Origin of the sequence: Metabacillus mesotrionivorans, assembly GCF_052171315.1 — a bacterium.
GTDB lineage: Bacteria > Bacillota > Bacilli > Bacillales > Bacillaceae > Bacillus_P.
In genome coordinates this window covers 196,124-218,797 of the sequence record NZ_JBQMFF010000005.1, presented here as the reverse complement: position 1 = coordinate 218,797, position 22,674 = coordinate 196,124, and the positions used below count along the sequence as shown (strand labels likewise).

Genomic DNA, 22,674 nt, shown 5'->3' with positions numbered 1-22,674 from the left:
TCCCCATGTATCCCCTGTTGTTATAGATATCTATTTACTTAAGAACTTTGAAGCTGTTCAATTTCCTGTTCTGTCAGCTTTTCGCGCCAGATTGTCGCGCCAAGGCTTGTCAGTTTTTCTTCAAGCTGGCTGTATCCGCGGTCGATATGCTCAAGTCCTGTTACCTCTGTTACGCCTTCTGCCATCAGGCCTGCTGCGACTAGAGCAGCTCCTGCGCGAAGATCACTCGCTTTCACTTTCGCACCCTGAAGCTTTGTCGGGCCTGTAACAATAGCAGATCTGCCTTCCACTTTAATTTTGGCTCCCATTCTTCTGAGCTCATCAATATGCTTAAAGCGCGCAGAATAGATGGTATCTGTCACGACACTTGTTCCGGTTGACTTTGTAAGGAGTGACGTAAACGGCTGCTGCAGATCGGTAGGAAAACCAGGATAGACGAGTGTTTTAATATCGACACTTTTCAGTTCCTTCTGTCCGCCGACAATCCAGATCTGCTCGTTGTTTGTTTCAACATGAATCCCCATCTCTCTGAATTTTGCAATGAGAGATTCAAGGTGAAGCGGAATAACGTTGTCAATCAGCACTTCCTGCGCCATGGCAGCTCCAATAATCATATACGTGCCGGCTTCAATCCGGTCAGGGATAATAGAGTGTCTGCAGCCGTGAAGGCTTTCAACGCCGTCGATACGGATTACATCCGTTCCGGCTCCCTTAATTCTTGCACCCATGCTTGATAAAAGCGTGGCGACATCGATGATCTCAGGTTCCTTTGCTGCATTCTCAATAATGGTCTGTCCTTTAGCAAGCACAGCTGCAAGCATGATGTTGATGGTTGCACCAACACTGACGACATCAAGATAAATGCGGGCCCCTTTAAGCTCCTCGGCACGCAGATAGATTGCGCCCTGTTCGTTTGTGACCTGTGCTCCGAGAGCTTCAAAGCCTTTGATATGCTGATCAATCGGGCGCGGACCAAGATGGCATCCTCCAGGAAGGCCGATCACTGCCTTTTTGAAGCGTCCGAGCATCGCTCCCATCAAGTAGTAGGAAGCACGGAGCTTTTTCACTTTACCGCTTGGTAGAGGCATTGAAATCATTTCCGCAGGATTCACATACATCTCGTTATTCTTAAATTCTGCGGTTCCCCCGATTTCCTCAAGCAAATCCTTTAAAATATGTACATCTGAAATATCGGGCAAACCTTCAATGGTGACGGGTGACTGTGCCAGTATTGTCGCCGGTATAAGGGCAACCGCACTGTTTTTGGCGCCACTGATGCTTACCGTCCCTTTTAAAGGGTAACCGCCTGCTATTTTTAATTTTTCCATGATAGTCTCCTTTCTCAAAGAAGTTGGCTTTTCGATGTCTTGTCAGGTTTCGCCCTCTCAGTTTCATTCAGAACTGAAAAGCCGGCTCCTTTTTGAAAAGCCATCATGTTATGAGAATAAAATGGTGGTACTGTGACCAAAATCAAGCTGACGTTTCGGGTTGAGACGAAAGAGCAACAAAAAATGCCTCTTTTCAACAAATATTTTCCATTAATCCGACAAAGAATACAAGTTCAAGTTTTTTTCTTTAACCTATTATGACATATGAAATTATTTTAGTGCACGATATGGTTCCTGTGGAGGCATGTAAAATGAGGGTCATTGCCTGAATGGATGGAAGAATCGCATTGTTTTATCTAGTGCGGTGCTTTTCTCATTGTCCAGCTGCGCCTCCTAGCCCTTCTGTCAGAACAAAATCCCCGAAAAAGGCGGGACCCGGACTTTTCCGGGGATTTCTTATCTGACTGAAAGGATTAAACAGTCGGCTCCGCTTTTCTAGCAGAGAATGGCAAGCCTAGGCTTGCCATTCCTGTTATCTATTTATCTTGCAATCTATTGCTGTCTGCTGTTCCAGTCTGCCAGAAACTTTTCGATGCCCTGATCTGTCAGGGGGTGTTTGCAGAGCTGTTTGATGACGCTGAATGGAATGGTCGCAATATGGGCGCCGTGCAGCGCTGCTTCTGTCACGTGCATTGGATGTCTGATTGATGCCGCGATAATCTTTGATTCAATTCCGTGTAAATCAAAGATTTGTGCGATGGTAGAAATCAGCTCCATGCCATTTTGGCCGATATCATCCAGTCGTCCGACAAACGGCGATACATATGTCGCTCCTGCTCTTGCAGCAAGAAGCGCCTGGTTCGCGTTAAAAATCAGGGTCACGTTCGTTTTGATGCCAAGGTCCGTTAAGGCTTTTACTGCTTTTAAGCCGTCCGGCGTCATTGGCACTTTCACTGTGATATTAGGGGCAATTTCAGCAAGCTCTTTGCCTTCTTCAATCATTTCCTCTGCCTTTAAGGAAATGACTTCAGCACTGACAGACCCGGATACGATTCCGGTAATCTCTCTAAGGCGGTCATGGAAGGATACATTCTCTTTAGCTACTAAGCTCGGATTTGTTGTTACTCCGGATAAGACACCGAGTGCCTGTGCTTCTTTAATTTCTTCGACATTTGCTGTATCAATGAAAAATAACATTCTGCCATCCTCCTAAGATATCAGAAAAATAGAACTTGTTTACGCTTACTTTCACTCGGAAAGGAAACCGCCTTGTCGTTTCCTGTGTATCAGAGGCGGTTTTCTATTTTAAAACAAATTATGCGCGTCCCGCAGAACCGAATTCTTTCATCTTTCCTGCAACTGTTGCTTTGATTGCATCGCGAGCAGGTCCAAGGTATTTGCGTGGGTCATATTCGTTCGGCTTAGCTGCAAGTGTTTCGCGGACAGCTTTAGCAGAAGCGATTTGGTTTTCAGTGTTTACGTTGATTTTAGCTGTACCGAAAGAGATTGCTTTTTGGATATCGTGAGTCGGGATACCCGTTCCGCCGTGAAGAACTAGAGGCATGCCAGTAGCTTTGCCGATTTCTTCCATCTCTTTGAAGCCAAGGTTAGGCTCGCCTTTGTAAGGGCCGTGTACAGATCCTAGTGCAGGAGCAAGGCAGTCGATGCCAGTGCGGTTAACAAGCTCTTCGCACTCTTTAGGGTCAGCGTAGATAACGCCTTCTGCGATAACGTCGTCCTCTTGTCCGCCTACTGTTCCAAGCTCAGCTTCAACAGAAACGCCTTTTGAATGAGCATATTCAACAACTTTAGCTGTTGTTTCAATGTTCTCTTCAAATGGGTGGTGAGAAGCGTCAATCATTACAGATGTGAAACCTGCATCGATTGCTTCTTTACATTTGTCAAAGCTTGAACCGTGGTCAAGGTGAATCGCAACAGGAACTGTTACGTTCAGGTCTTCCATAAGACCTTCAACCATTTTTACAACTGTTTTGAAGCCGCTCATGTAACGTGCAGCGCCCTCGGATACACCAAGGATAACCGGTGATTTTTCTTCTTCAGCAGCTTGAAGAATCGCTTGAGTGAACTCAAGGTTGTTCAGGTTAAACTGACCTACAGCGTAACCTTCTTCTTTTGCTTTATTCAACATTTCTGTCATTGATACTAAAGGCATGTCGAAATATCCTCCCTATGCAGCTAATTTGCTAAACCCGAAAAGCTTACGTAACATCTAGCATGACCAGAACGATTGCAATGTATGTAATCTGATTAAAATGTACACGGGCTTTTCTCATTCACTAGCATACCAACTTCTGAGAAAAACGGCAACTTTTCGACATAAGTTTGCCGATTCAGGGCGGCGTCAGTTCGAGCGGATTGGAAGGTACTTGCGGACAGCGTCGCGAATCTCGTCAATATCAAACGGTTTTGCGAAATGCGTTAGAGCCCCAAGGTCTTTCGCCTCCTGAATCATGTCCAGTTCACCGTAAGCAGTCATGATAATGACGCGGATATCCGGCTCAACCACCCGCATTCTTTTCAGGATTTCTATTCCATCCATACCAGGAATTTTCATATCAAGAAGCACAAGATCCGGCTTATGCTTGTCTACAATCTCCAGAGCCTGAAAACCGTTTGCTGCCTGGAAGGTCTGATATCCCGCTTTTTGAAACACTTCGTTTAATAAAATACGGATTCCATATTGATCGTCTACAATTAAGATTTTTTCATTCATCTTCCTGCACCTCTTCATATTTGGATTATCCAGCTATTCTGCCGGTCAGCATGTATTGCAAGGAACCAAAACGTCCGGAAAACTGTTTGCATCATAAAAACAAATTAGGCGCCTAACGCATGCCCGATTTGCCTTTCTTTAGTATAAAACAGTCCGGTGAAACATACGATAGTTATTCGGTTGTGTGTATTCTTATTCCTGCTTAAACTTATCGACAAATTTCTGAACCTGTCCGGTTAGGTATTGGCTCTCTCATTCGTTATAATGGAGTCGTAAAGGAGTGTTCAGACAGATGATGAAGATATTTTCAACCCAGTTAACCGGCCATTTCAGCCGGATTCACGAGCAGGAGGAAGAAGCCATTGAAGACGGCGCAAGACTGCTCGCACAGGCTGCAGTCGGAAGCGGCACGATTTACGTGCACGGCTTTGGAGAGCTTGAAGGGATTACGCTCGAAGCAACAGCAGGTTCAAACCCCCTGCCAGGTGCAAAAACGCTTTTTCTTGAGGACGGCACAATGAATAAGCTGACAGATGCTGACCGCGTGCTTTTATTCTCGCACCGTTCAAATGACAAAGAAGCGGTTGAACTTGCGAAAAAGCTCCGCGAGGACATGATCGGGACCGCGGCAGTCTCCTGTTTTATGAAAGAAGAACCGGGCGGCTTGGAAGAGTTTGCCGATGTCCATATTGATTCGAAACTGAAAAAAGCGCTGATTCCGGATGAAGACGGCAGCCGCTACGGCTACCCCGTTCTGATGACATCGCTTTTTGCCTATTATGCCCTGAGTTTTACGCTGAAAGAGATGGTAAGTGAGTACGAGTAAAAAACAGGCATGTAAAAAACCCCTGACACGCGTGTCAGGGGTTTTGTTTATGGTTATTTCTTTTCAGATGCTGTTAGCGATGCATTGATAAACTCGCGGAACAGCGGCTGCGGTCTTGTCGGTCTTGATGTGAATTCCGGGTGGAACTGGGAAGCCACGAACCAAGGGTGATCTTTAAGCTCAATGATTTCAACAAGTCTGCCGTCAGGGCTTGTACCAGAGAAGATGAAGCCTGCATCTTCCATAGCCTGGCGATACTCGTTGTTGAACTCATAACGGTGACGGTGACGCTCATAAATCACTTCATCCTGGTATGCTTCGAATGCACGTGAAGACGTGTCAAGCTTAGCCGGGTAAAGGCCCAGGCGGAGTGTGCCTCCAAGATCCTCGATGTCTTTTTGCTCAGGAAGCAGGTCAATGACAGGATACGGCGTAGCGACGTCAAGCTCAGAAGAATGTGCTCCTTCAAGGCCAAGAACGTTGCGTGCATATTCAATAGAAGCAACCTGCATGCCAAGGCAAATTCCAAAGAACGGCACCTTGTTTTCGCGCGCATATTGAGTTGCAAGGATTTTACCTTCCACTCCGCGGTCTCCGAATCCGCCAGGGACAAGGATTCCGTCTACATCAGAAAGAAGCTCCTGTGCATTAAGAGCATTTACTTCTTCTGCATTGATCCATTTGATGCTGATATCTGCATCAAATGCATAGCCTGCATGACGAAGTGCTTCAACAACAGAAATGTAGGCATCCTGAAGTTCAACGTATTTTCCGACGATGGCAATACGAACGTTCTTTGAAAGGTTGGTTACTTTTTGAACGAGTTCAATCCACTCAGACATTTCAGGCTCGCGTGAATCAAGTTTTAAGTGATCGCAAGTGATTTGATCAAGATGCTGTTCCTGAAGCGCCAATGGAATAGAGTAAAGCGTATCTGCATCACGGCACTCGATAACTGCGTTTGTATCAATGTCGCAGAACAGCGCAATTTTGTCCTTCATATCCTGTGAAATCGGCATTTCTGTACGCAGAACAATCACGTTTGGCTGGATGCCGAGGCTTCTTAGTTCTTTTACGCTGTGCTGTGTCGGCTTTGTTTTCATTTCGCCTGCTGCCTTAATGTAAGGAACAAGTGTACAGTGAATGTACATCACGTTGTCGCGGCCGATATCGCTCTTCATCTGGCGGATTGCTTCAAGGAATGGAAGAGATTCGATGTCCCCTACTGTTCCGCCGATTTCTGTGATGACCACGTCTGCGTTTGTTTCTTTTCCTGCACGGAAGACGCGGTCTTTGATTTCATTTGTAATATGCGGGATAACCTGTACCGTTCCGCCAAGGTAGTCGCCGCGGCGCTCTTTTTTAAGGACAGAAGAGTAAATTTTACCAGTAGTGACGTTGCTGTATTTATTTAAATTGATATCGATGAAGCGCTCATAGTGTCCAAGGTCAAGGTCTGTTTCAGCTCCGTCGTCTGTTACGAAAACCTCACCGTGCTGATACGGACTCATCGTTCCAGGATCCACGTTGATGTATGGGTCAAACTTCTGGATTGTCACCTTTAATCCTCTGTTTTTAAGCAAGCGTCCAAGAGAAGCTGCCGTAATCCCTTTACCAAGTGAGGATACAACGCCTCCTGTAACAAAAATATACTTTGTCATGTGTTCTTCTTCTCCCTTCAAAAGATGTATAAGATTAATGTGCACAAAAGAAAACATTCCCAATCGAATGGGAACGATTTATCTTTTATAAGTGTTGTCAGGCGGACTTTCATGCCTGAAAAAAGGAAAAGCGCCTATGTCAGCCTGAAGGCTTAACTGCGCTAAAAAAAGAAAGCTCCCTTGCGCGTTGCGAAAGGGAGCATGGTATATATAAACCATTGGTATAGCTTTTAAAGAGCCCAAATAAGATTCTACCTAGTTGGACCTCTAAAGTCAAGACGATTATTTATCTTCTTCTTCGTCTTCTTCAAGATCCTCATCAAGGTCTTCGTCAAGCTCTTCCTCGTCAAGATCAAAATCTTCGTCTTCGATGACTTCGTCGATTTCTTCTGCATCATCTTCAAGATCATCGTCGTCCAGATCATCGTCCGTATCATCTTCATACTCTTCGATATCATCGTATTCAAGTTCTTCTTCATCCACTTCATCGAAGTCTTCAAGCTCAAGCTCATCAACAGCTTTTTTCGCTTTTTTCTTCTTAGGTTTTGCAACAGGCACAACCTCTTCTTCGATTTGCTCATACGGGTACCAGCTGCGCAGTCCCCAAGTGTTTTCTCCAACACAAATATAACGGCCGTCGATGTTAAGATCTGTGTAGAATTGTGAGATTTTATCTTCTACCTGGCTTTTCGTAAGACCGATAACCTGGCTGATTTCCTTTACCAGGTCCATGAAAACGTACGGCTGTTTCTTTTCAGTCATCAGGTCGTAGGCTACTTCAACCATTGACAATTCTTTAAGCTGGTCCTTAGAATATTGTGAAATACTCAAAGTGAGGCACTCCCTTTCTAGTCGTTCATCTATTTGTAGATAAGAGCAGGTTCTATTCTCATCTATTAAGAAATCCGGAAGTGAGATTGCTAGTACTATCCGAATCCTATGTATTCAAGTCATACCATTCATTATAAACAAATTCTAACACTTTATGCTACCTTAATCTTCTTCCTTCTAATAAATTGGAATAATTTTTGTCAAAACTGAGCAGACTCATGCTTTGACAAATGGATTTCTCCTATAACCCGTTCCCCTGCGCTCCAGTCACTTGCTTTCCGCGGGGAGTGCCTGAAGCTTCCTCGCTGCGCTTGCGGGATCTTCAGTGCCCTCTTCATCCCCTAGAAAAGCGGAAGCGCCCGTTTTGCTCCGGCAGTCAGATAAGAAATCACCCGAAAAGTCCGGGTCCCGCCTTTTTGGGGGATTTTGTTCTGACAGAGGAGTTGGGCGCTGCAGCTGGACAAGGAGTCAAGTGCCTTCCGCTTCAGTTCACTGGAGTTTTTTTGCTTGCATCAATAATTAATGTGCTGAAAAATCCTGCTCATATGATCAAAGGTATGAACACGGATCGAAGATGAGAAACACCATAGATAAAAGTCATTACTAGGCGGAGTGTGCCGCCACTTTTGAGGTTCTATCACCTATAAAAGTGGCAGCATTCGGGGGAGTGACGCCACTTTTGGGCTTCATCCACCGGTAAAAGTGGCAGCACTCGGGGGAATGACGCCACTTTTGAGGTTCCTTAACCGGTAAAAGTTGCAGCACTCAGGGGAGTGACGCCACTTTTGAGGTTCACCCACCTATAAAACTGGCAGCACTACTTCAAGCATTTACATCTCTTCCCCTCTTCAACGATCTATTAGATTCACAAAGAGTACACTGGTCAATATAGAAAAAATCCGGACTATTTAACGCCAGTCCGGATTATTATTTGCTATTACCTATCAGCGGCCATTATTCAGCTGCTTAAAGTTGTTCTGCAGTTCTTCAAGGCGCACTCTTCCTTGTTCACGAAGCTGTTTGTTTTCGTCTTCGATGGCTTTTGTTTCGTGCATGCCTTTCAGGATGATGCTCCATGTTTCTTCGATTGTTTCCATTTTAATGCCGGGGCTTCCTGCAAGTCTTGCAATGTCCACACTCTGTTTCGATATATTCTGTGCGTTTCGGACAAGCATTTCATTTGTGCGTTTTTCTAGCTCATTCATTGAATCTGCGACGAGCTTCTGTCTTTTGGCTGCTATTGCGTTGATCAGGCCTGTTTTGAAGATAGGGATTGTTGTGACAAATGCAGAATTGATTTTTCCAATCAGCTTTGTGTTCCCTCTTTGCAGAAGACGGATTTGCGGTGCGGACTGGTAGGCTACCTGTTTGGCAAGTTCGAGATCGTATACCCGCTGCTCAAGCACCTCAATTGAGTTCCGCATCGTATCAAGCTCCATTTGAGCAAGCTGGTTGCCCTCAGCTGCTTTTGCTTCTAATGCCGGAAGCTGCTGCTTCAGTTCAGCTGCTTTCATATCTCCTGCCACAATATATTTTTCAAGCTCCATATAGTAGTTGAAGTTCTGTTCGTAAAGCTGCTCAAGCGTATTTGTTGAACGCTTCATTTCATCCTCGTATTTCACAATTTCAAGGTAGACTTTATCAATTTCGCCGCCCATTGTCTGATACTTCGACATGATTTTCTCTACCAGCTTCTGGCCGCGGCTGAAGAATTTTTTTATTCCTTTTTGCTCGGCAAAGTCTTTCGGATCAAAGCGGTCCATGATTCTCCCGAGATGTTTCAGCAGGGCGCTTGATTCTTCCATGCTGCTTGACTTCATGGTGTTCAGGATTTTTCCTGAAAAAGCTGAAATTTCATCAGCAGGTGCTTTTCCGTATTCAAGGATTGCCACCTGGTTCTTGTGGTCAATGCTCTCTGCAAGCTTTTGAACCTCAGGCTCTTTTTGAAGCTGAAGCTTCATATTGCTCGGTCCTTGTCCGAGAACCTCTTCCATCTGATCCGTTTTGCTGAGTCCAGGTACTTGAGACATACGCGAAATCCTCCTTCAATATGGTTTTTATGCATCACACAGACAATTCTGCGCGCATAAATGATTCGGCTTAAAAGATTTTCCGGATGAATTTTTTGAATTTGGACGGCTCCTGGTAGACTTCATTAAAGCTCATTTCCTCCAGCCAGTGACTGTCGTAATGCTTTTCATCGACAAAATTTTCAATGTCATTATGGCCGGGAGGATTGCAGATTACAATGTCCAGGCCGAATTCATTCATCAGCAGAAGCATCGCAGCGTCTGAGCGCGTCATGTAGCCGTTGTTTTCATTATTATAAAGAATGAGCCGGGGCACATGCTGGGAGTAATCAAAATTCTGCATCAATTTTATCAGGGTTTCGGGAATATTCAGCGCCTGATTGAACAGGTAAAGCTGCAGATCATAAGGACTTTCCTGCTCCAGCCTTTTAAGTTTTGGATCAGCACAATACCTCGAAATCGCATCAGCCAGTCCTTTTTGAAGGCCGGTCGGAAGGTTTGAATACTTCCACCAGTGGCTTCCCATCATTTTATCAGCCTGCAGCACCTGATTTTCGTTCAGAGCGTTCTGGTAATGAAAATGAGGATTGCCTTTAGCCTCCCAGGTAAACGGAAAGTACTTTACGACAGCCGCATGTTCATAGTCAGCAAGGTCCTGAATTTTGCCCCAGTACGAGCGTCTGTTTTTTGTCACTCCGAAGATTTTTGAAAAAATAGCGGGTATATGAACCATGTTGTCCCGGACTTCGAAGTCCGGACGCAGAAATGCTCTTTCTTTTATAAGAATAAAAAGTTCATCATACGTTGTTTTCAGTGTCCGTGCATTTGGGGAATAATTTCTGAATTGCCATGGCTTATATAGCATGGATTCGTCTGAATGAAGAACCTGGTCGATTTGTTTTGAAGCTTTGTATGCCACAGTTGATGTGCGCTCAGGCCTCACCTTTGGAAACGCTGTCAGTTCGTGAGTCCCCGGAAAACGGACGATTTTGCTGACCGTTTCTTCCGGATCTTCCTCCTTCAGAATGTCTGTCCCCTCCGGATGGGCAATGATGACATCGCATCCAAACCGGATCAGGAAATGAAGGAAGAACTGTTCGCTTTTCGTTGCATTTCCGTACCAGAAAAACGCAGGCGGCCGGACGCCGTCTGTTTTTTGCAGCTCAGGATGCAGGTGGTTCCAGGTCCATTTGATCAAATCAACAATGATGCGCCGGAAATCAGCGCTGTCATTCGCTTTGTCAGGAAAGAAGCGCGAAAGCATATGAATGACACAAGTCCGCAGATGGCGGTTCAGCTCCGGATCGGAAAGAACCGGAAGAAGGCGGTCTCTGTCCATAAAAGCAACAAACCGGTTCACGGAGAGCTTTTCGTTTTTATGCAGAATCAGCAGGTTCTGTATCGCCTGAAATTTTTCCTGCGGGATGTTTTTATCCAGGAATTCACTTAGAAAATGCACACCGAGTTCCTCGTGATGAACAAGGTCAAAAAGCATTTGATAGTATTCGTCGTCTGTTAATGGTGTTCCAAGAAGCCGGATGGCGACTTGCGGAATTTTCACTTCAGAGGGAGTGTTCACATAATCCGGACGCTCAGGCAGCGGCATAAACAGAAGAGTCTGCCAGTCTGTATCCAGATGTTCTGCAAGCGCAGGCTTATATGTTCTTATCATCTCTCTTCCCTCCTCTGAAAATATCTCCATTTTACTTTCCGTTTCGTCTTTTTTCGCCAAAGACGCGGCACATTCCTTCACTCGTAACCACCCATGTTTTTCCGAACTTCCGGATGGTGCCCGGCGGAAACTGATTGACCCTTTTTCTGAGCGCAGAATCGTCAATTCCCCATTCCTTGCAGGCCTGAGCGGAACTCATAATGTTTTTATCCAATAGATTGGTTTTTGGTTTTTCTGCTGTTGCCAAGACGTTCACTCCAATAAGCACTGAAGAAAATCAGCCTGGAAGCCAAAGGCCCCCTGAGAACACCCCGCTTCTATTGTACCACTTCATACAGGTAAATATTTCTATTTGATGTGGACAGGCTTGATTTTCGCCAGGACATTTTCCAGAATTTCCTCTGAAGCGAAGATTCCATTTTTCGACGTTCGCTGAATGGTTCCAGACAGCCTTGCGCCTGACTCGCCAAGCTCGCCGTGCAGCGGTGAAAAGGCAAGATCTGCTTCTTCGAGCATGCACAAATCAAGCAGGGAGTCTCCTGCTGTCATTACGGTTTTTGCGCCGGCAGCTTCTTTCACATAGGCAACCGCATCCCATTTATTAATTGGTTTCGGCACAAAATACAGCTTTCTTCCCTGCAGGGAATGCTTCCAGCCGTGACGGTCCGCCCAGAGAATAAACTCCTGCAGGCGTGCCTCCGGAATATTTCCGCGTTCAATAATGTTGTATAAAAAGAGATTCTCGGCATTTTTCTGCTTCAGCACCCAGTCATCTGAAGCAATCTCCTGAAATTTAAGGGAGACATCCTCCAAACTTGTGCATTCATCTTTCATGCGTGCTTCAAGGTGCTGTTTCCACTCCTCGTCAAGCTTCCCCTCTTTGAAAACATGTCCGCCGTTGCTCGTTACAGCGTAGCGCGGAAGGATTTCCTGCTGAAAGATGGAGATCCGTCCGTATTGGGACGGGGTTCTTGTTGTTACAGGAACAAACGTCATCTGTCCGGCTATTTCCTTCAGCATGGAAATCGCTTTTTTCGTCATGAACGAAATTTCCTGGCCGTCGAGAGTTTCAATCAATTGAATATCCTCTTCGCCGACCGGCTCACGGAACGATCTTCTCGAATAAATGAGCGTCTGATCCAGATCACTTGCAAAAATCACAGCAGTACCTCCTAGTTTAAGGGCTTGATAATCCCGCAGCATGAGTAAGACATATTCTTATATTCAATGACAGGGACGTTCCGTTCTTTTGCCAGCAGGAAGATATGCTCGAGGTCTTTGTTGCCCAGATCCTTCACAAGGATTTTCCATGGAACTCTTCTGAGCAGCACACGCGTCGTCTCTCCCACTCCCGGCTTCACATGGTGGATGTTCTCAATGCCAAACTCGTCCTGAATTTGCTTAATATCCTGAATCCCTTTCCATGTCGGTGTCCGGTCCTCTTTATCAAGCAGCGAAACCTGCTTTGAGATCTCCTCTTTTACATTAGGAAACTCAGAGACTACTACGTCAATGAAATGATTGGACACGTCTTCCGGCAGCAGTTCTTCGTAATATTTGGCACCGTGGAAGTCATCCGGTCCGATGAAGGCATCGTTCAGGACAGTTCTGCTGACAAGGCCTGATACAGTTGAGTTCAGGCAGGCGCTCGGAATCAGGAAATCTTCTCGGGTTCCATAGATATCCGTGCAATAACCTGGATCTGCAAGTACCGCAAGCGAGTCATCAATGGCAAGGCCGTGTTTGCTGTTGAAAACTTCCATTGCTTCTCTAAGCTCTCTTGTGATGGCGCCTTTTCCTGTCCAGCCATCCACAAACTGCACGCTTTCATCCGGATGATTTTGGGCGATATAATTCATGGCGTTGGCATCAATGCCGCGTCCTCTCACAATGGAGACACTGTAATGAGGAACATCGATCTGATGCACCTCCTGCAAGTACCGCTTCATCAGAATTCCTACCGGAGTGCCAGCGCGGGCAAGCGAAACGAGCACGATGCTCTTGCCCTTTGTTTTTAAAATCTGCTCTGACACCGTTCCAACAGCAGCTGCAAGCTTTTGTTTATACATGTCTAATGAGTGATGAAAAAGCTGCAAATATTCATCGGTCGGCTTATATTCAATCGGAAGCATCTCAGAATAATGTGTTCCGCTCTGAACAGCCTGCTCCCGTTCGAGTGTTGATTTTTCAAGACTAATTTGGCTCAAGTCCTTCAGCAGGAAAACAACGTCCTTATCTGAATAACTTCCCATTGCTGCCGGCTTCGGCAATTGCTGCTCCACCTTACTCATCAGATGCACTTCCTTTTTGGTTTGTACTGAAATAAACAAAATGAATCACCGGGAAAACAGATTTCAGCTGATCAAGCATCGGCTGCAGTCTCTCTTCAGGAACAGAACGTTCGAAGAAGACAAAAACTTCATCATACTGGCCCTCTGTGACATTGTAGAAAAAGTTTGCTGTTTCCCCGTCTTCCGGATTTGAAAACGGGAACGCGCTGTTCACAGCGTAATCCATGCGGTTAACAGGATGAATCGGGCTTCTTGTCGTAGACTGATAGAAGATGCCGTCCCCCATGTAAGAGGCTGTTTTCATCGGAATGTACATAAACTCCCCTGTACCGAGACAAAGAGTTCTTTTTCCTTTTCTGGCTTCGCGCAGCCTCGCTGCCGCCTTCAGGCAATAAATGTCTGCCTCCAATTGCTCTGCATCAGTCAGACCGAACCTTCCCGTATGCGTCACATAGGGTGAAGACAGCTGTTCGGACGCAAATGAAGTAAGATCGCCTTCTTCCGGAGAAATCACGATTTCCGTCATTTCTGCATCACGTGAAGACAGAGATTCGCTTTGGGATTTACTTTCTGCGACCGGATCTCCATTTGCTGTAATCAGTCCCGTTACCAGGGAAACCTCATGAATGGTAATGCCCAGCCGTTTCTCTGCATCTCTGAATCTCTTTTGATCTTCCTCTGAACGCCAGTCGAGGATGGATACGACCGTATATTCGCTGCGCGGGAATTTTTCCTGAATGGACTCAATGATATTCAGCGCCGTTTTCCCTGTTGTGACTTCATCATCAACAAGAACGATCGGCCTCGTGTTATCAAAAAGCTCTTCATCAACATAGCACCGGTGTGAAGTGGCGTGAGAATGCTCCTCTTCAAAGTTAATAATAGAATCCAGTTCAGACACGTGTTCTCTTGTCGTATGGAAAAAAGCCGCATTTCTGAAGTTCTCAAACACCGCGTGCCCAAGAGCTGTCGCTGTTTCTGCAAACCCGATAAATAATGCCGGTTCAGCTAGTGCATGGCGGTATTCGCTTTTCTTTGCCTGTCCGCCCATTAATCCTGCAAGAATCTGATCCCGCTCCGGGTGCGTTTTTGCCTCAACGACTTCCATGTATCTGGCTGCAAGCGCCTGACCAGTAAGAAGAGCAAGCGAAGGATCAACCGGAATATGCTTGCCGAGAACGGTGCTGACAAACAGAAACGAGCGCTTTTTGTTAATGCGCGCCGCCATCTGAAACAGCTTGTCCAGCGGAAGAAGATAAGGATTTCCGGTCAATTCGATGTCTACTGAAAGCTGACCCAGCAGGTCAAATGTATAGCTGTTCGTTTGCGGTTTCGCTGATAAGGTCGATAAATGATTGCTGCTCATGGAACACCCCGTATAGTTTAGATTTCAAGATGATTTTCCGCGCCCAATTGTAATGGGGTTTAATTTCGTTCATTTTATTTGAAAATTCGCTTCGGATCACGCCGTTGTAGGACTGCGCCTGATCAAGGATGGAGGAGGCGTCCAAATATTCCTCCCTTGTGACCGCGTTCAGCGCATTGACGATTTTAATATGAAGAGGATGTATGATCGTCTTCCCTACAAGCCCGTTCGTATTATCCAGAACGATCTCATGAATAAGTCCGTCGTCATAACGGTCAATGAGGTTCGCTCTGAATTCAAGCCCTTCATGGCCATATGCCTGCTGGAAAGGGGTTTGTCTGATCTGCGGCTTCAAAATTCGCTGTCCGCCACCAAAATATTCCCATACCGGACCTGAGATGACGTATTCTTTTTCACAGCGGCCGAAAACATTGATAATGTCCGTAATGCAGTCACGGATGACTGAAATATCATAGATGGTCGTATCCCTGCTTCTCCTGATTCCAAACAGACCGGATAAGTCTGTGCCTCCAAGCCTTACATTCAGCACATACTCATAAAAATCATCCAGAATCGCTTTGATGCCAAGCAGTTCGTTCAAGCGTGTTTCTTTATAAATAATCTCTTTTGTTTCAAGAATCGGCATACCGTATAGCGTAACAGACGCATCCGATGCGATCTGCTGAAGCGTTGAATAGTACCCTCTCCCGTTTTCAGATGTGAATTTCGGAAAAACAAATCCGCTCAGCAGCTGAATGTGATGCTTCAGCTTCTCAGCCAGCCGTTTCATCTGTTCCCGGCTTCTGATTCTGACAAAAATAAGCGGAAGATTTCTCTGGTCAAACTGCCCTTTCAGCACACTGTCTGAAATGGTTTGAATCTGTCTCACGGTATTTGCTTCTGCTGCCTCTACTTCTGTATCGCCGATGGAATCTTCAAGGCAAATGACCATCGAAGTCAGTCCTTCGTGCTTTCCATTAAGAAATTTACCAGATAGTACATCTCCTGCAATGGCTGTCCGGCTTCCGGGCATATAGAGAGTCGCGCCCAGAGCATAGGCAAGCATTTCCCGCTCGGTCTCCTTTGAAAAGTGAATCGGCTCGTATAAAAAAATCTCGCTGCGTTTTTCCTTGCTTAAATAGTGAAAATGTTTCAAGATTGTTCCTCCATTCAGGGACCGTTCGTGATGTACTAAGTGGTAAATCTCCTTATTAAAAGCAGAATCGCCCGGATGGCCGGGCGATTCGCCGCCTTGCTGCTCTTTCAGCTTTGAAAAAGGCGCGTTGTTTATAAAAACAACGCACCCCCTTCCTGTTTATTTACACTTATGCAATTAAACGTCCAAGCCGTAGTCTTTTACAAGTGAACCAAGACCGCCCTGGTAGCCGCTTCCGATTGCATTAAATTTCCACTCTGCGCCGTGACGGTAAAGTTCGCCTACAACGACTGCAGTTTCAATAGAGAAGTCTTCTCCTAAGTCATAGCGGATAAGCTCTGAATTGCTGTCTTCGTTCAAGATGCGCACGTAAGCATTGGAAACTTGTCCAAAGTTCTGGCTGCGTGATTCTGCATCATGAATCGTGATAGTGAACGCAATTTTGCTGATAGAAGCAGGAACTTCTGAAAGGTTAACTTTGATGACTTCATCGTCACCTGAACCTTCGCCCGTACGGTTGTCGCCAGTATGCTCAACTGATCCGTTTCCGCCAACAAGGTTGTTGTAGAAAATGAAATCTGCTTCGCTTGCCGCTTTGCCGTTTTCATCCAATAAGAAAACAGATGTGTCAAGGTCAAAGTCATTTCCGCCGTCATACTTGTTTGTATCCCAGCCAAGACCGACCAATACTTTTGTTAAACCAGGGTTTGTTTTTGTTAAATCGATTTTCTGACCTTTAGATAAGCTGATTGCCATTTTGAATTCGACTCCTTTTATCCTGTTATTTTTTATGTCTTTCAGAATCCCGTGTCAGGATTCCGGAAAGAATTTATGCGTGACGGTTTGCAATTTCTGTAATGGAAGCGTCTTTTGTACCTGAACCGACTGCGGAGAACTTCCACTCGCCTCCGTGGCGGTAGATTTCGCCCGGGATAAGGGATGTTAAGCCGGAGTAATCATCGCTCAGATTAAAATGAACAAGTTCCGTGCGGCTTGCAGAATCCACTACACGGATAAAGGCATTTTGAATCATGCCGAAATGCTGTTTTCTTTGGACAGCCTGATAGATGTTTACAACAAACACAAGCTTATGAACATTGGCAGGAACCTTGCTCAGGTCGATAAGCACCTGCTCATCGTCTCCATCGCCGTCTCCTGTCAGGTTGTCTCCGGTATGTTTAACTGAACCGCATTTGCTTGTAAGGTTGCCAAAATAAATGACGCTCTTTTTATCAAGCAGACGGTCATTTTCATCAAGCATTAATACTGAAGCATCGCAGTCAACGTTGCTTCCGCCGCCTCCGAAGAGTCCGCCGAGAAGACCGCCGCTTTTTTGCTGGACAGGATCCCATCCTAGTCCTACCATAATGTTTTTAAGACCGGCATTTCCTTTTGTCAGATCAATTTTCTGACCCTTTTGCAGTGTAATTGCCATTTCTTCACTCTCCCTTTCTGGGTAATGGGGAAACTTGCAAACAGAGACCTGAGCCATACTTCTTTATGTATTATTCGGTCTATTGTCACGATAGCGTGACCACAAGTCTTATACTACCAATATCTGAGCAAATTTCAACTAAAAACCTTTTACTGGTCCGCACTATTTCATACGTTTTAAAAGAAGAAAAGTTTCATAGAAGCTAAGATAAAATAATTTCCTTTTCCAGGAAGGTTGCCTTTATATCAAGCTTTGTCTCCTGCTTTTCTACTTTTTCGCCAAGCAGCAGCTTGACCGCCAGATACGGGAAGTTCACTCCCGAGAGGCAGCTGAAATACAGGCCGCCCGACATCCGCGGGTTAATCTCAAGCAGCTTTGGAAGCCCCTGATTATATTTGACCTGGATATTAAAAATGTAGTCCAGCTTAAACTCCTTGGTGAATGCCTCTGCAAGTTCAATTAATTCTTTGTTGTTTTCAAGAATCCGGATTCTTCCTCCGCCTTTCCTGCGCGGCACCGCAGCGATAAGCTCTCCGTTAAAGGCGAGGCAGTCAATGCTGTATTCTTCTCCTTCGAGAAATTCCATGACCATAAGCTCCGGGAACTCTCCGGCAGCTTTCAGCCCGTCGTAGACTCTCTGAAACGGAATCCGGTAGCTCGGCGCCATCACTTCTTTAAGGGGATCAACATTGTCATCAATGATTCTAAACCCGTATCCTCCCTCTCCGACCACAGGCTTATAGCAGACACCGAGTCCTTCGTTTTTCAATTTTTCATATGTATCTTTGAATTCTTCAGATGTTTTTGCTGTATAAAAGGAAGGGATATCAAATAAGCCCTTCTCTCTGCAAATCTCGTAAAAATCATCTTTATTGTCTATAGCCTCTAGCAGCTCAGCATCTCTATTGACTAATACCTTTACACCGAGCTCTTCAAACTTGTCCAGCGCTTTTGCAATCGGCAGCATTTTATACCTTGGGATGAACAGCTCAATGCCATGTTTCCGGCAAAAATCAAGACAGTACTGAACATATTCCTCATCCGTTTCGCACTTCGGTTCAACCTCTGAATAATCGCAGTTGGCAAGCATGACATGATCAGCATCCGGATGCGTCCCGTACACTTCAAACTTAACGCCGTCTTCATTGTTCCTAATCATATCAATATAGTGATAGGCAACCGAGAACCAGCGGTTGAACCAGATTTTATATGTACTCATTTTTCAGAAAAACCCCTCTCTTCGGAACAGTCCGAAGTTTTCTATTTCTTTCATTTTACATAAAACGGGAAGATAAGTCATTGGGAAAAAATTTCTTTCAGGATAAGTGTCGTCAACCTGCGGATTTTTACTTTTGGTGGTACTGTTCTTCCTGTTTTGTGACCTTCACCCCTTGGAAAACTTCATGAAGGGCACAATCATTTCTGTTTTGTGACCTTCACCCCTTGGAAAACTTCACGAAGGGCATAATCCTTCCTGTTTTGTGACCTGCACACATCGGAACACTTCACGAAGGGCAAAATCCTTCCTGTTTTGTGACCTGCACACATCGGAAAACTTCATGAAGGGTACAATCCTTTCTGTTTTGTGACCTGCACACATCGGAACACTTCACGAAGGGCATAATCCTTCCTGTTTTGTGACCTGCACACATCGGAACACTTCACGAAGGGCACAATCCTTCCTGTTTTGTGACCTGCACACATCGGAACACTTCACGAAGGGCATAATCCTTACTTGATAAGTACCATCAAACAAAACGTTTTTCCTTTTAATGGTACCGTTCTCCCGGATAAGTACCATCAACCTGAGGATTCTTCCTTTTGATGGTTCTGTTCTTCGACATAAGTGCCATCAAACAGAGCATTCTTCTTTTTGATGGTTCTGTTCTTCGAGATAAGTGCCACCAACCAAAACATTCTTCCTTTTGATGGTTCTGTTCTCCCGGATAAGTGCCATCAACCCAAGAACTTCTCTTCTTAATGGCACCATTCTACAAAATCAGTAATCTCCTTTCACAAAAAGAAAGAAGCTCCCCGCAAAACCGGTGAGCTCCCTCTTCCTACATATTCCTGCGGTACTGACCGCCTACTTCATATAGTGCCTGCGTGATCTGGCCGAGACTTGCGTAGTTGACGGTCTCCATCAGTTGAGCAAAGATGTTCTGATTGTGGATGGCTGCCTGCTTCAGTCTTTCGATGGCTGCATCAGCTTGAGCGGCATTGCGTTCCTGGAACGCTTTTAAGTTTTGAATCTGTGTTTCTTTTTCTTCTTTAGAGGCCCGGGCTACTTCCATATTGTCAACGGAATCTTCAGATGGCTTGTTCGGATTGATATACGTGTTGACGCCGATGATCGGGAGTTCTCCTGAATGCTTCTGCATTTCGTAATACATGGATTCATCCTGGATTTTTCCGCGCTGGTACTGGGTTTCCATTGCACCAAGCACTCCGCCGCGCTCGTTGATGCTGTCGAATTCTTTAAGGACAGCTTCTTCCACAAGGTCTGTCAGCTCTTCGATGATGAAGGAGCCCTGCAGCGGATTTTCGTTTTTGGCGAGTCCGTGCTCTTTGGTGATGATTAGCTGTATCGCCATCGCTCGGCGGACTGATTCTTCTGTCGGTGTCGTGATGGCTTCATCGTACGCATTTGTGTGCAGCGAGTTGCAGTTATCCTGAAGCGCCATAAGAGCCTGCAGCGTTGTGCGGATATCGTTAAAGTCAATTTCCTGGGCGTGCAGGGAACGGCCGGATGTCTGAACGTGATATTTCAGCTTCTGGCTCCGTTCGTTTGCCCCGTATTTTTCTCTCATAACGGTTGACCAGATGCGGCGTGCCACACGTCCGATGACGGTGTATTCCGGATCAAGGCCGTTGCTGAAAAAGAACGAGAGGTTCGGCGCAAAGTCATCGATTTTCATGCCTCTGCTTAAGTAGTATTCGACATACGTAAACCCGTTTGCTAGTGTAAACGCAAGCTGTGAAATCGGGTTTGCTCCCGCTTCTGCAATATGATACCCGGAAATGGAGACAGAGTAATAGTTTCTCACTTTTTCATTGATAAAGTACTCCTGGATATCCCCCATCATTTTCAGGGCAAATTCTGTTGAGAAGATGCAGGTATTCTGTCCCTGGTCTTCTTTCAAAATATCCGCCTGAACTGTTCCGCGGACGGTTTGAAGGGTTCGTTCCTTCACCTGCACCATCTCTTCTGCCGTCAGCTCGCGTCCAAGCTCTGTCCGCTGCTTTTCGGCCTGCTGGGCAATAGCCGTGTTCATGAACATGGCCAGGATGATTGGTGCAGGGCCATTGATGGTCATTGAAACAGATGTGGCCGGCGCGCACAAATCAAAGCCTGCATAAAGCTTTTTCATGTCGTCAAGCGTACAGATGCTGACTCCGCTCTCGCCGATTTTCCCGTAAATGTCGGGACGGTATGCAGGGTCTTCTCCGTAAAGGGTAACAGAGTCGAATGCGGTGCTCAGGCGTTTTGCCGGGTCATCTTTTGAAAGGTAATGAAAACGGCGGTTCGTCCGTTCCGGTGTTCCTTCCCCTGCAAACTGCCGCTTCGGATCTTCTTCTGCCCGCTTGAACGGGAAAACGCCGGCCGTATAAGGGAATGCTCCAGGTACATTTTCTTTGTAGACCCACTTTAGAATTTCCCCGTAGTCTTTGTATTTTGGAAGCGATACTTTAGGAATCGCGAGTCCTGACAGGGAAACCGTCTTTAATGATGTCACAATTTCTCTATCGCGGATTTTTGTCACAAACTGATCCGCTTCATATTTCTCCCTTAGCTCTCCCCACCCGTCAAGGATCCGCTTTGATTCCGGAGAAAGCTCTTCTTCTGTTTTCTTTTTAATGCCCTCAAGTGAGTCAATCACTTCAGGAGCACCGTTCTGTTCTTTGACACTTTCAATCGCACCCTGAAGCTGAAACAGTCTTCTGGCAGTATCAGCCTGATATTCGGCTTTTTTGTGGTAGTTCCGGACAGATTCGCTGATCTCCCTCAAATAGTAGCGGCGGTCTGTCGGAATGATGACATTCTGTTTTTCAACATCTTTGACAACAGGCAGACTTGAAGACCAGTTTTTATTTTTCTTTTTGTTGATGAGGTCAAGCAGGGCTACAAACAGGGTGTTTGTGCCGGGGTCGTTGAACTGGCTTGCAATCGTTCCGTAAACCGGCAGATCCTCAGCCGGACTTTCAAACAGCATATGGCTGCGCTGGTACTGCTTTTGCACCTGGCGCTTTGCATCCTGGGATCCTTTACGTTCAAATTTGTTGATGACAATTAAGTCCGCATAGTCGATCATGTCGATTTTTTCAAGCTGGGAAGGCGCACCGAATTCGCTTGTCATGACATACATGGACATGTCGCAAATCTCGGTGATGGCAGCATCGCCCTGTCCAATCCCGCTTGTTTCTACAATAATCAAATCATATCCCGCTGCTTTCACAACGGCGATGGCGTCATGGATGGCAAGCGACAGCTCTGATCTGGACTGCCTCGTCGCAAGACTTCTCATATACACGCGAGGTGAAAAAATTGCATTCATCCGGATTCTGTCACCAAGCAGAGCTCCGCCTGTTTTCTGTTTTGTCGGGTCAATGGAAATGACGGCAATCTTAATTTCCGGCACTTCATTTAAAAAACGCCTGATCAATTCATCTGTCAGTGAACTTTTCCCCGCTCCGCCGGTACCGGTAATACCAAGAACAGGGGCATCAGATGCAAGCTGCTTGACCTCTGAAATGACTTTTTCTGCTGCAGCTGCAGCTTCCTGCCTGCTGCCAATCTGCGATTCGGCAACCGTGATCAGTTTTGCGATCGCTCCGGCATCGCCTGTTTTCAGCTTCTCCATCTCTTCCTCAAGCTTTGCGGCTGTCTGGAAATCGCATTCCTTCATCATAAGTTCAATCATGCCCTGAAGACCGAGCTCTCTCCCGTCCTCAGGAGAAAAGATGCGGGCAATCCCGTACTCATGAAGCTCTTTGATTTCCCGCGGAAGGATGACCCCGCCTCCTCCGCCGTAGAGCCTGATATGCGAAGCTCCTCTTTCTTTTAAAAGATCATACATGTATTTGAAAAACTCCACGTGCCCGCCCTGATAAGAAGAAATGGCAATTCCCTGCGCATCTTCCTGAATCGCTGCATTGACAATCTCTTCAACCGAACGGTTATGGCCGAGGTGAATGACTTCTGCGCCGCTCGCCTGAAGAATTCTCCGCATAATATTGATCGATGCATCATGTCCGTCAAACAAACTGGATGCCGTTACAAAACGAACGGCATGTTTCGGTTTATAGGTTTCCTTTGTATGCATGCTGGCCGCATCCCCTTTAT

The 22,674-nt window shown here is 45.8% G+C and carries 18 protein-coding genes; 1 reads left to right on the top strand and 17 read right to left on the bottom strand.

The genetic code is table 11. The features are described from left to right. Positions 1–38 precede the first annotated feature (38 nt). The 4 genes from murA to ACTSEZ_RS15290 form a co-directional block, all read right to left on the bottom strand. On the bottom strand, positions 39–1,328 hold the full coding sequence (gene murA, locus ACTSEZ_RS15305) for a UDP-N-acetylglucosamine 1-carboxyvinyltransferase (protein WP_369735081.1): 1,290 nt from the start codon (positions 1,326–1,328) through the stop codon (positions 39–41). A gap of 552 nt (positions 1,329–1,880) precedes the next feature. Continuing rightward, positions 1,881–2,525 carry a fructose-6-phosphate aldolase gene (gene fsa, locus ACTSEZ_RS15300; RefSeq protein WP_029283304.1) on the bottom strand — a complete coding sequence of 215 codons (645 nt, stop codon included), beginning with the start codon at positions 2,523–2,525 and terminating at the stop codon, positions 1,881–1,883. A gap of 118 nt (positions 2,526–2,643) precedes the next feature. Then, positions 2,644–3,501, bottom strand: a complete 858-nt coding sequence (locus ACTSEZ_RS15295; protein ID WP_369735080.1) for a class II fructose-bisphosphate aldolase — start codon at positions 3,499–3,501, stop codon at positions 2,644–2,646. Positions 3,502–3,690: 189 nt separating this feature from the next. Beyond that, a complete protein-coding gene (locus tag ACTSEZ_RS15290; protein ID WP_029283300.1) occupies positions 3,691–4,062 on the bottom strand; it encodes a response regulator in 372 nt (123 codons plus the stop codon). A gap of 292 nt (positions 4,063–4,354) precedes the next feature. Here ACTSEZ_RS15290 and ACTSEZ_RS15285 point away from each other — a divergent pair, with 292 nt between their 5' ends. Then, positions 4,355–4,888 carry a DUF2529 domain-containing protein gene (locus ACTSEZ_RS15285; protein WP_369735078.1) on the top strand — a complete coding sequence of 178 codons (534 nt, stop codon included), beginning with the start codon at positions 4,355–4,357 and terminating at the stop codon, positions 4,886–4,888. Positions 4,889–4,941: 53 nt separating this feature from the next. Here the strand turns inward: ACTSEZ_RS15285 and pyrG are convergent, their stop codons facing one another. From pyrG to icmF, 13 genes are all read right to left on the bottom strand, one after another. Further along, positions 4,942–6,549, bottom strand: a complete 1,608-nt coding sequence (gene pyrG / locus ACTSEZ_RS15280) for a CTP synthase (protein WP_029283296.1) — start codon at positions 6,547–6,549, stop codon at positions 4,942–4,944. 282 nt (positions 6,550–6,831) lie between these two features. Beyond that, the gene (rpoE, locus tag ACTSEZ_RS15275; RefSeq protein WP_369735077.1) at positions 6,832–7,380 is read right to left on the bottom strand and encodes a DNA-directed RNA polymerase subunit delta; all 549 of its coding nucleotides are present in this window, start codon (positions 7,378–7,380) and stop codon (positions 6,832–6,834) included. 944 nt (positions 7,381–8,324) lie between these two features. Continuing rightward, positions 8,325–9,410 carry a toxic anion resistance protein gene (locus tag ACTSEZ_RS15270; RefSeq protein WP_369735076.1) on the bottom strand — a complete coding sequence of 362 codons (1,086 nt, stop codon included), beginning with the start codon at positions 9,408–9,410 and terminating at the stop codon, positions 8,325–8,327. Positions 9,411–9,480: 70 nt separating this feature from the next. Beyond that, positions 9,481–11,082 (bottom strand): YceG family protein, encoded by a 1,602-nt coding sequence (locus ACTSEZ_RS15265; RefSeq protein WP_369735075.1) that lies wholly within the window; start codon positions 11,080–11,082, stop codon positions 9,481–9,483. A gap of 31 nt (positions 11,083–11,113) precedes the next feature. Continuing rightward, positions 11,114–11,329 carry a helix-turn-helix domain-containing protein gene (locus ACTSEZ_RS15260; RefSeq protein ID WP_369735074.1) on the bottom strand — a complete coding sequence of 72 codons (216 nt, stop codon included), beginning with the start codon at positions 11,327–11,329 and terminating at the stop codon, positions 11,114–11,116. A 101-nt stretch (positions 11,330–11,430) separates the two neighbouring features. Then, a complete protein-coding gene (locus ACTSEZ_RS15255) occupies positions 11,431–12,243 on the bottom strand; it encodes an HAD family hydrolase (protein WP_369735072.1) in 813 nt (270 codons plus the stop codon). Between the two features lie 11 nt (positions 12,244–12,254). Then, a complete protein-coding gene (locus ACTSEZ_RS15250; RefSeq protein ID WP_369735070.1) occupies positions 12,255–13,373 on the bottom strand; it encodes a cysteine protease StiP family protein in 1,119 nt (372 codons plus the stop codon). Further along, positions 13,366–14,739: a phosphoribosyltransferase family protein gene (locus ACTSEZ_RS15245; RefSeq protein ID WP_369735068.1), complete on the bottom strand. Its 1,374-nt coding sequence runs from the start codon at positions 14,737–14,739 to the stop codon at positions 13,366–13,368. Before ACTSEZ_RS15245 ends, ACTSEZ_RS15250 begins: the two co-directional genes overlap by 8 nt. Beyond that, positions 14,678–15,895: an HpcH/HpaI aldolase/citrate lyase family protein gene (locus tag ACTSEZ_RS15240; RefSeq protein WP_369735067.1), complete on the bottom strand. Its 1,218-nt coding sequence runs from the start codon at positions 15,893–15,895 to the stop codon at positions 14,678–14,680. Before ACTSEZ_RS15240 ends, ACTSEZ_RS15245 begins: the two co-directional genes overlap by 62 nt. Before the next feature lie 177 nt (positions 15,896–16,072). Further along, positions 16,073–16,651 carry a TerD family protein gene (locus ACTSEZ_RS15235; protein WP_369735065.1) on the bottom strand — a complete coding sequence of 193 codons (579 nt, stop codon included), beginning with the start codon at positions 16,649–16,651 and terminating at the stop codon, positions 16,073–16,075. A gap of 73 nt (positions 16,652–16,724) precedes the next feature. Next, positions 16,725–17,330, bottom strand: a complete 606-nt coding sequence (locus ACTSEZ_RS15230) for a TerD family protein (RefSeq protein ID WP_369735064.1) — start codon at positions 17,328–17,330, stop codon at positions 16,725–16,727. Positions 17,331–17,532: 202 nt separating this feature from the next. After that, positions 17,533–18,549: an ATP-grasp domain-containing protein gene (locus tag ACTSEZ_RS15225; RefSeq protein ID WP_369735063.1), complete on the bottom strand. Its 1,017-nt coding sequence runs from the start codon at positions 18,547–18,549 to the stop codon at positions 17,533–17,535. Positions 18,550–19,390: 841 nt separating this feature from the next. Next, a complete protein-coding gene (gene icmF / locus ACTSEZ_RS15220; RefSeq protein ID WP_369735062.1) occupies positions 19,391–22,654 on the bottom strand; it encodes a fused isobutyryl-CoA mutase/GTPase IcmF in 3,264 nt (1,087 codons plus the stop codon). Positions 22,655–22,674 lie beyond the last annotated feature (20 nt).

Excerpts from the sequence above, each read along its gene's own strand:
- ACTSEZ_RS15245 (WP_369735068.1), bottom strand. The coding sequence starts at position 14,739 with ATGAGCAGCAATCATTTATCGACCTTATCAGCGAAACCGCAAACGAAC.
- pyrG (WP_029283296.1), bottom strand. The coding sequence starts at position 6,549 with ATGACAAAGTATATTTTTGTTACAGGAGGCGTTGTATCCTCACTTGGT.
- fsa (WP_029283304.1), bottom strand. The coding sequence starts at position 2,525 with ATGTTATTTTTCATTGATACAGCAAATGTCGAAGAAATTAAAGAAGCA.
- ACTSEZ_RS15265 (WP_369735075.1), bottom strand. The coding sequence starts at position 11,082 with ATGATAAGAACATATAAGCCTGCGCTTGCAGAACATCTGGATACAGAC.
- ACTSEZ_RS15270 (WP_369735076.1), bottom strand. The coding sequence starts at position 9,410 with ATGTCTCAAGTACCTGGACTCAGCAAAACGGATCAGATGGAAGAGGTT.
- ACTSEZ_RS15235 (WP_369735065.1), bottom strand. The coding sequence starts at position 16,651 with ATGGCAATCAGCTTATCTAAAGGTCAGAAAATCGATTTAACAAAAACA.
- ACTSEZ_RS15250 (WP_369735070.1), bottom strand. The coding sequence starts at position 13,373 with ATGAGTAAGGTGGAGCAGCAATTGCCGAAGCCGGCAGCAATGGGAAGT.
- murA (WP_369735081.1), bottom strand. The coding sequence starts at position 1,328 with ATGGAAAAATTAAAAATAGCAGGCGGTTACCCTTTAAAAGGGACGGTA.
- icmF (WP_369735062.1), bottom strand. The coding sequence starts at position 22,654 with ATGCATACAAAGGAAACCTATAAACCGAAACATGCCGTTCGTTTTGTA.
- ACTSEZ_RS15290 (WP_029283300.1), bottom strand. The coding sequence starts at position 4,062 with ATGAATGAAAAAATCTTAATTGTAGACGATCAATATGGAATCCGTATT.
- ACTSEZ_RS15230 (WP_369735064.1), bottom strand. The coding sequence starts at position 17,330 with ATGGCAATTACACTGCAAAAGGGTCAGAAAATTGATCTGACAAAAGGA.
- ACTSEZ_RS15285 (WP_369735078.1), top strand. The coding sequence starts at position 4,355 with ATGATGAAGATATTTTCAACCCAGTTAACCGGCCATTTCAGCCGGATT.
- ACTSEZ_RS15295 (WP_369735080.1), bottom strand. The coding sequence starts at position 3,501 with ATGCCTTTAGTATCAATGACAGAAATGTTGAATAAAGCAAAAGAAGAA.
- ACTSEZ_RS15225 (WP_369735063.1), bottom strand. The coding sequence starts at position 18,549 with ATGAGTACATATAAAATCTGGTTCAACCGCTGGTTCTCGGTTGCCTAT.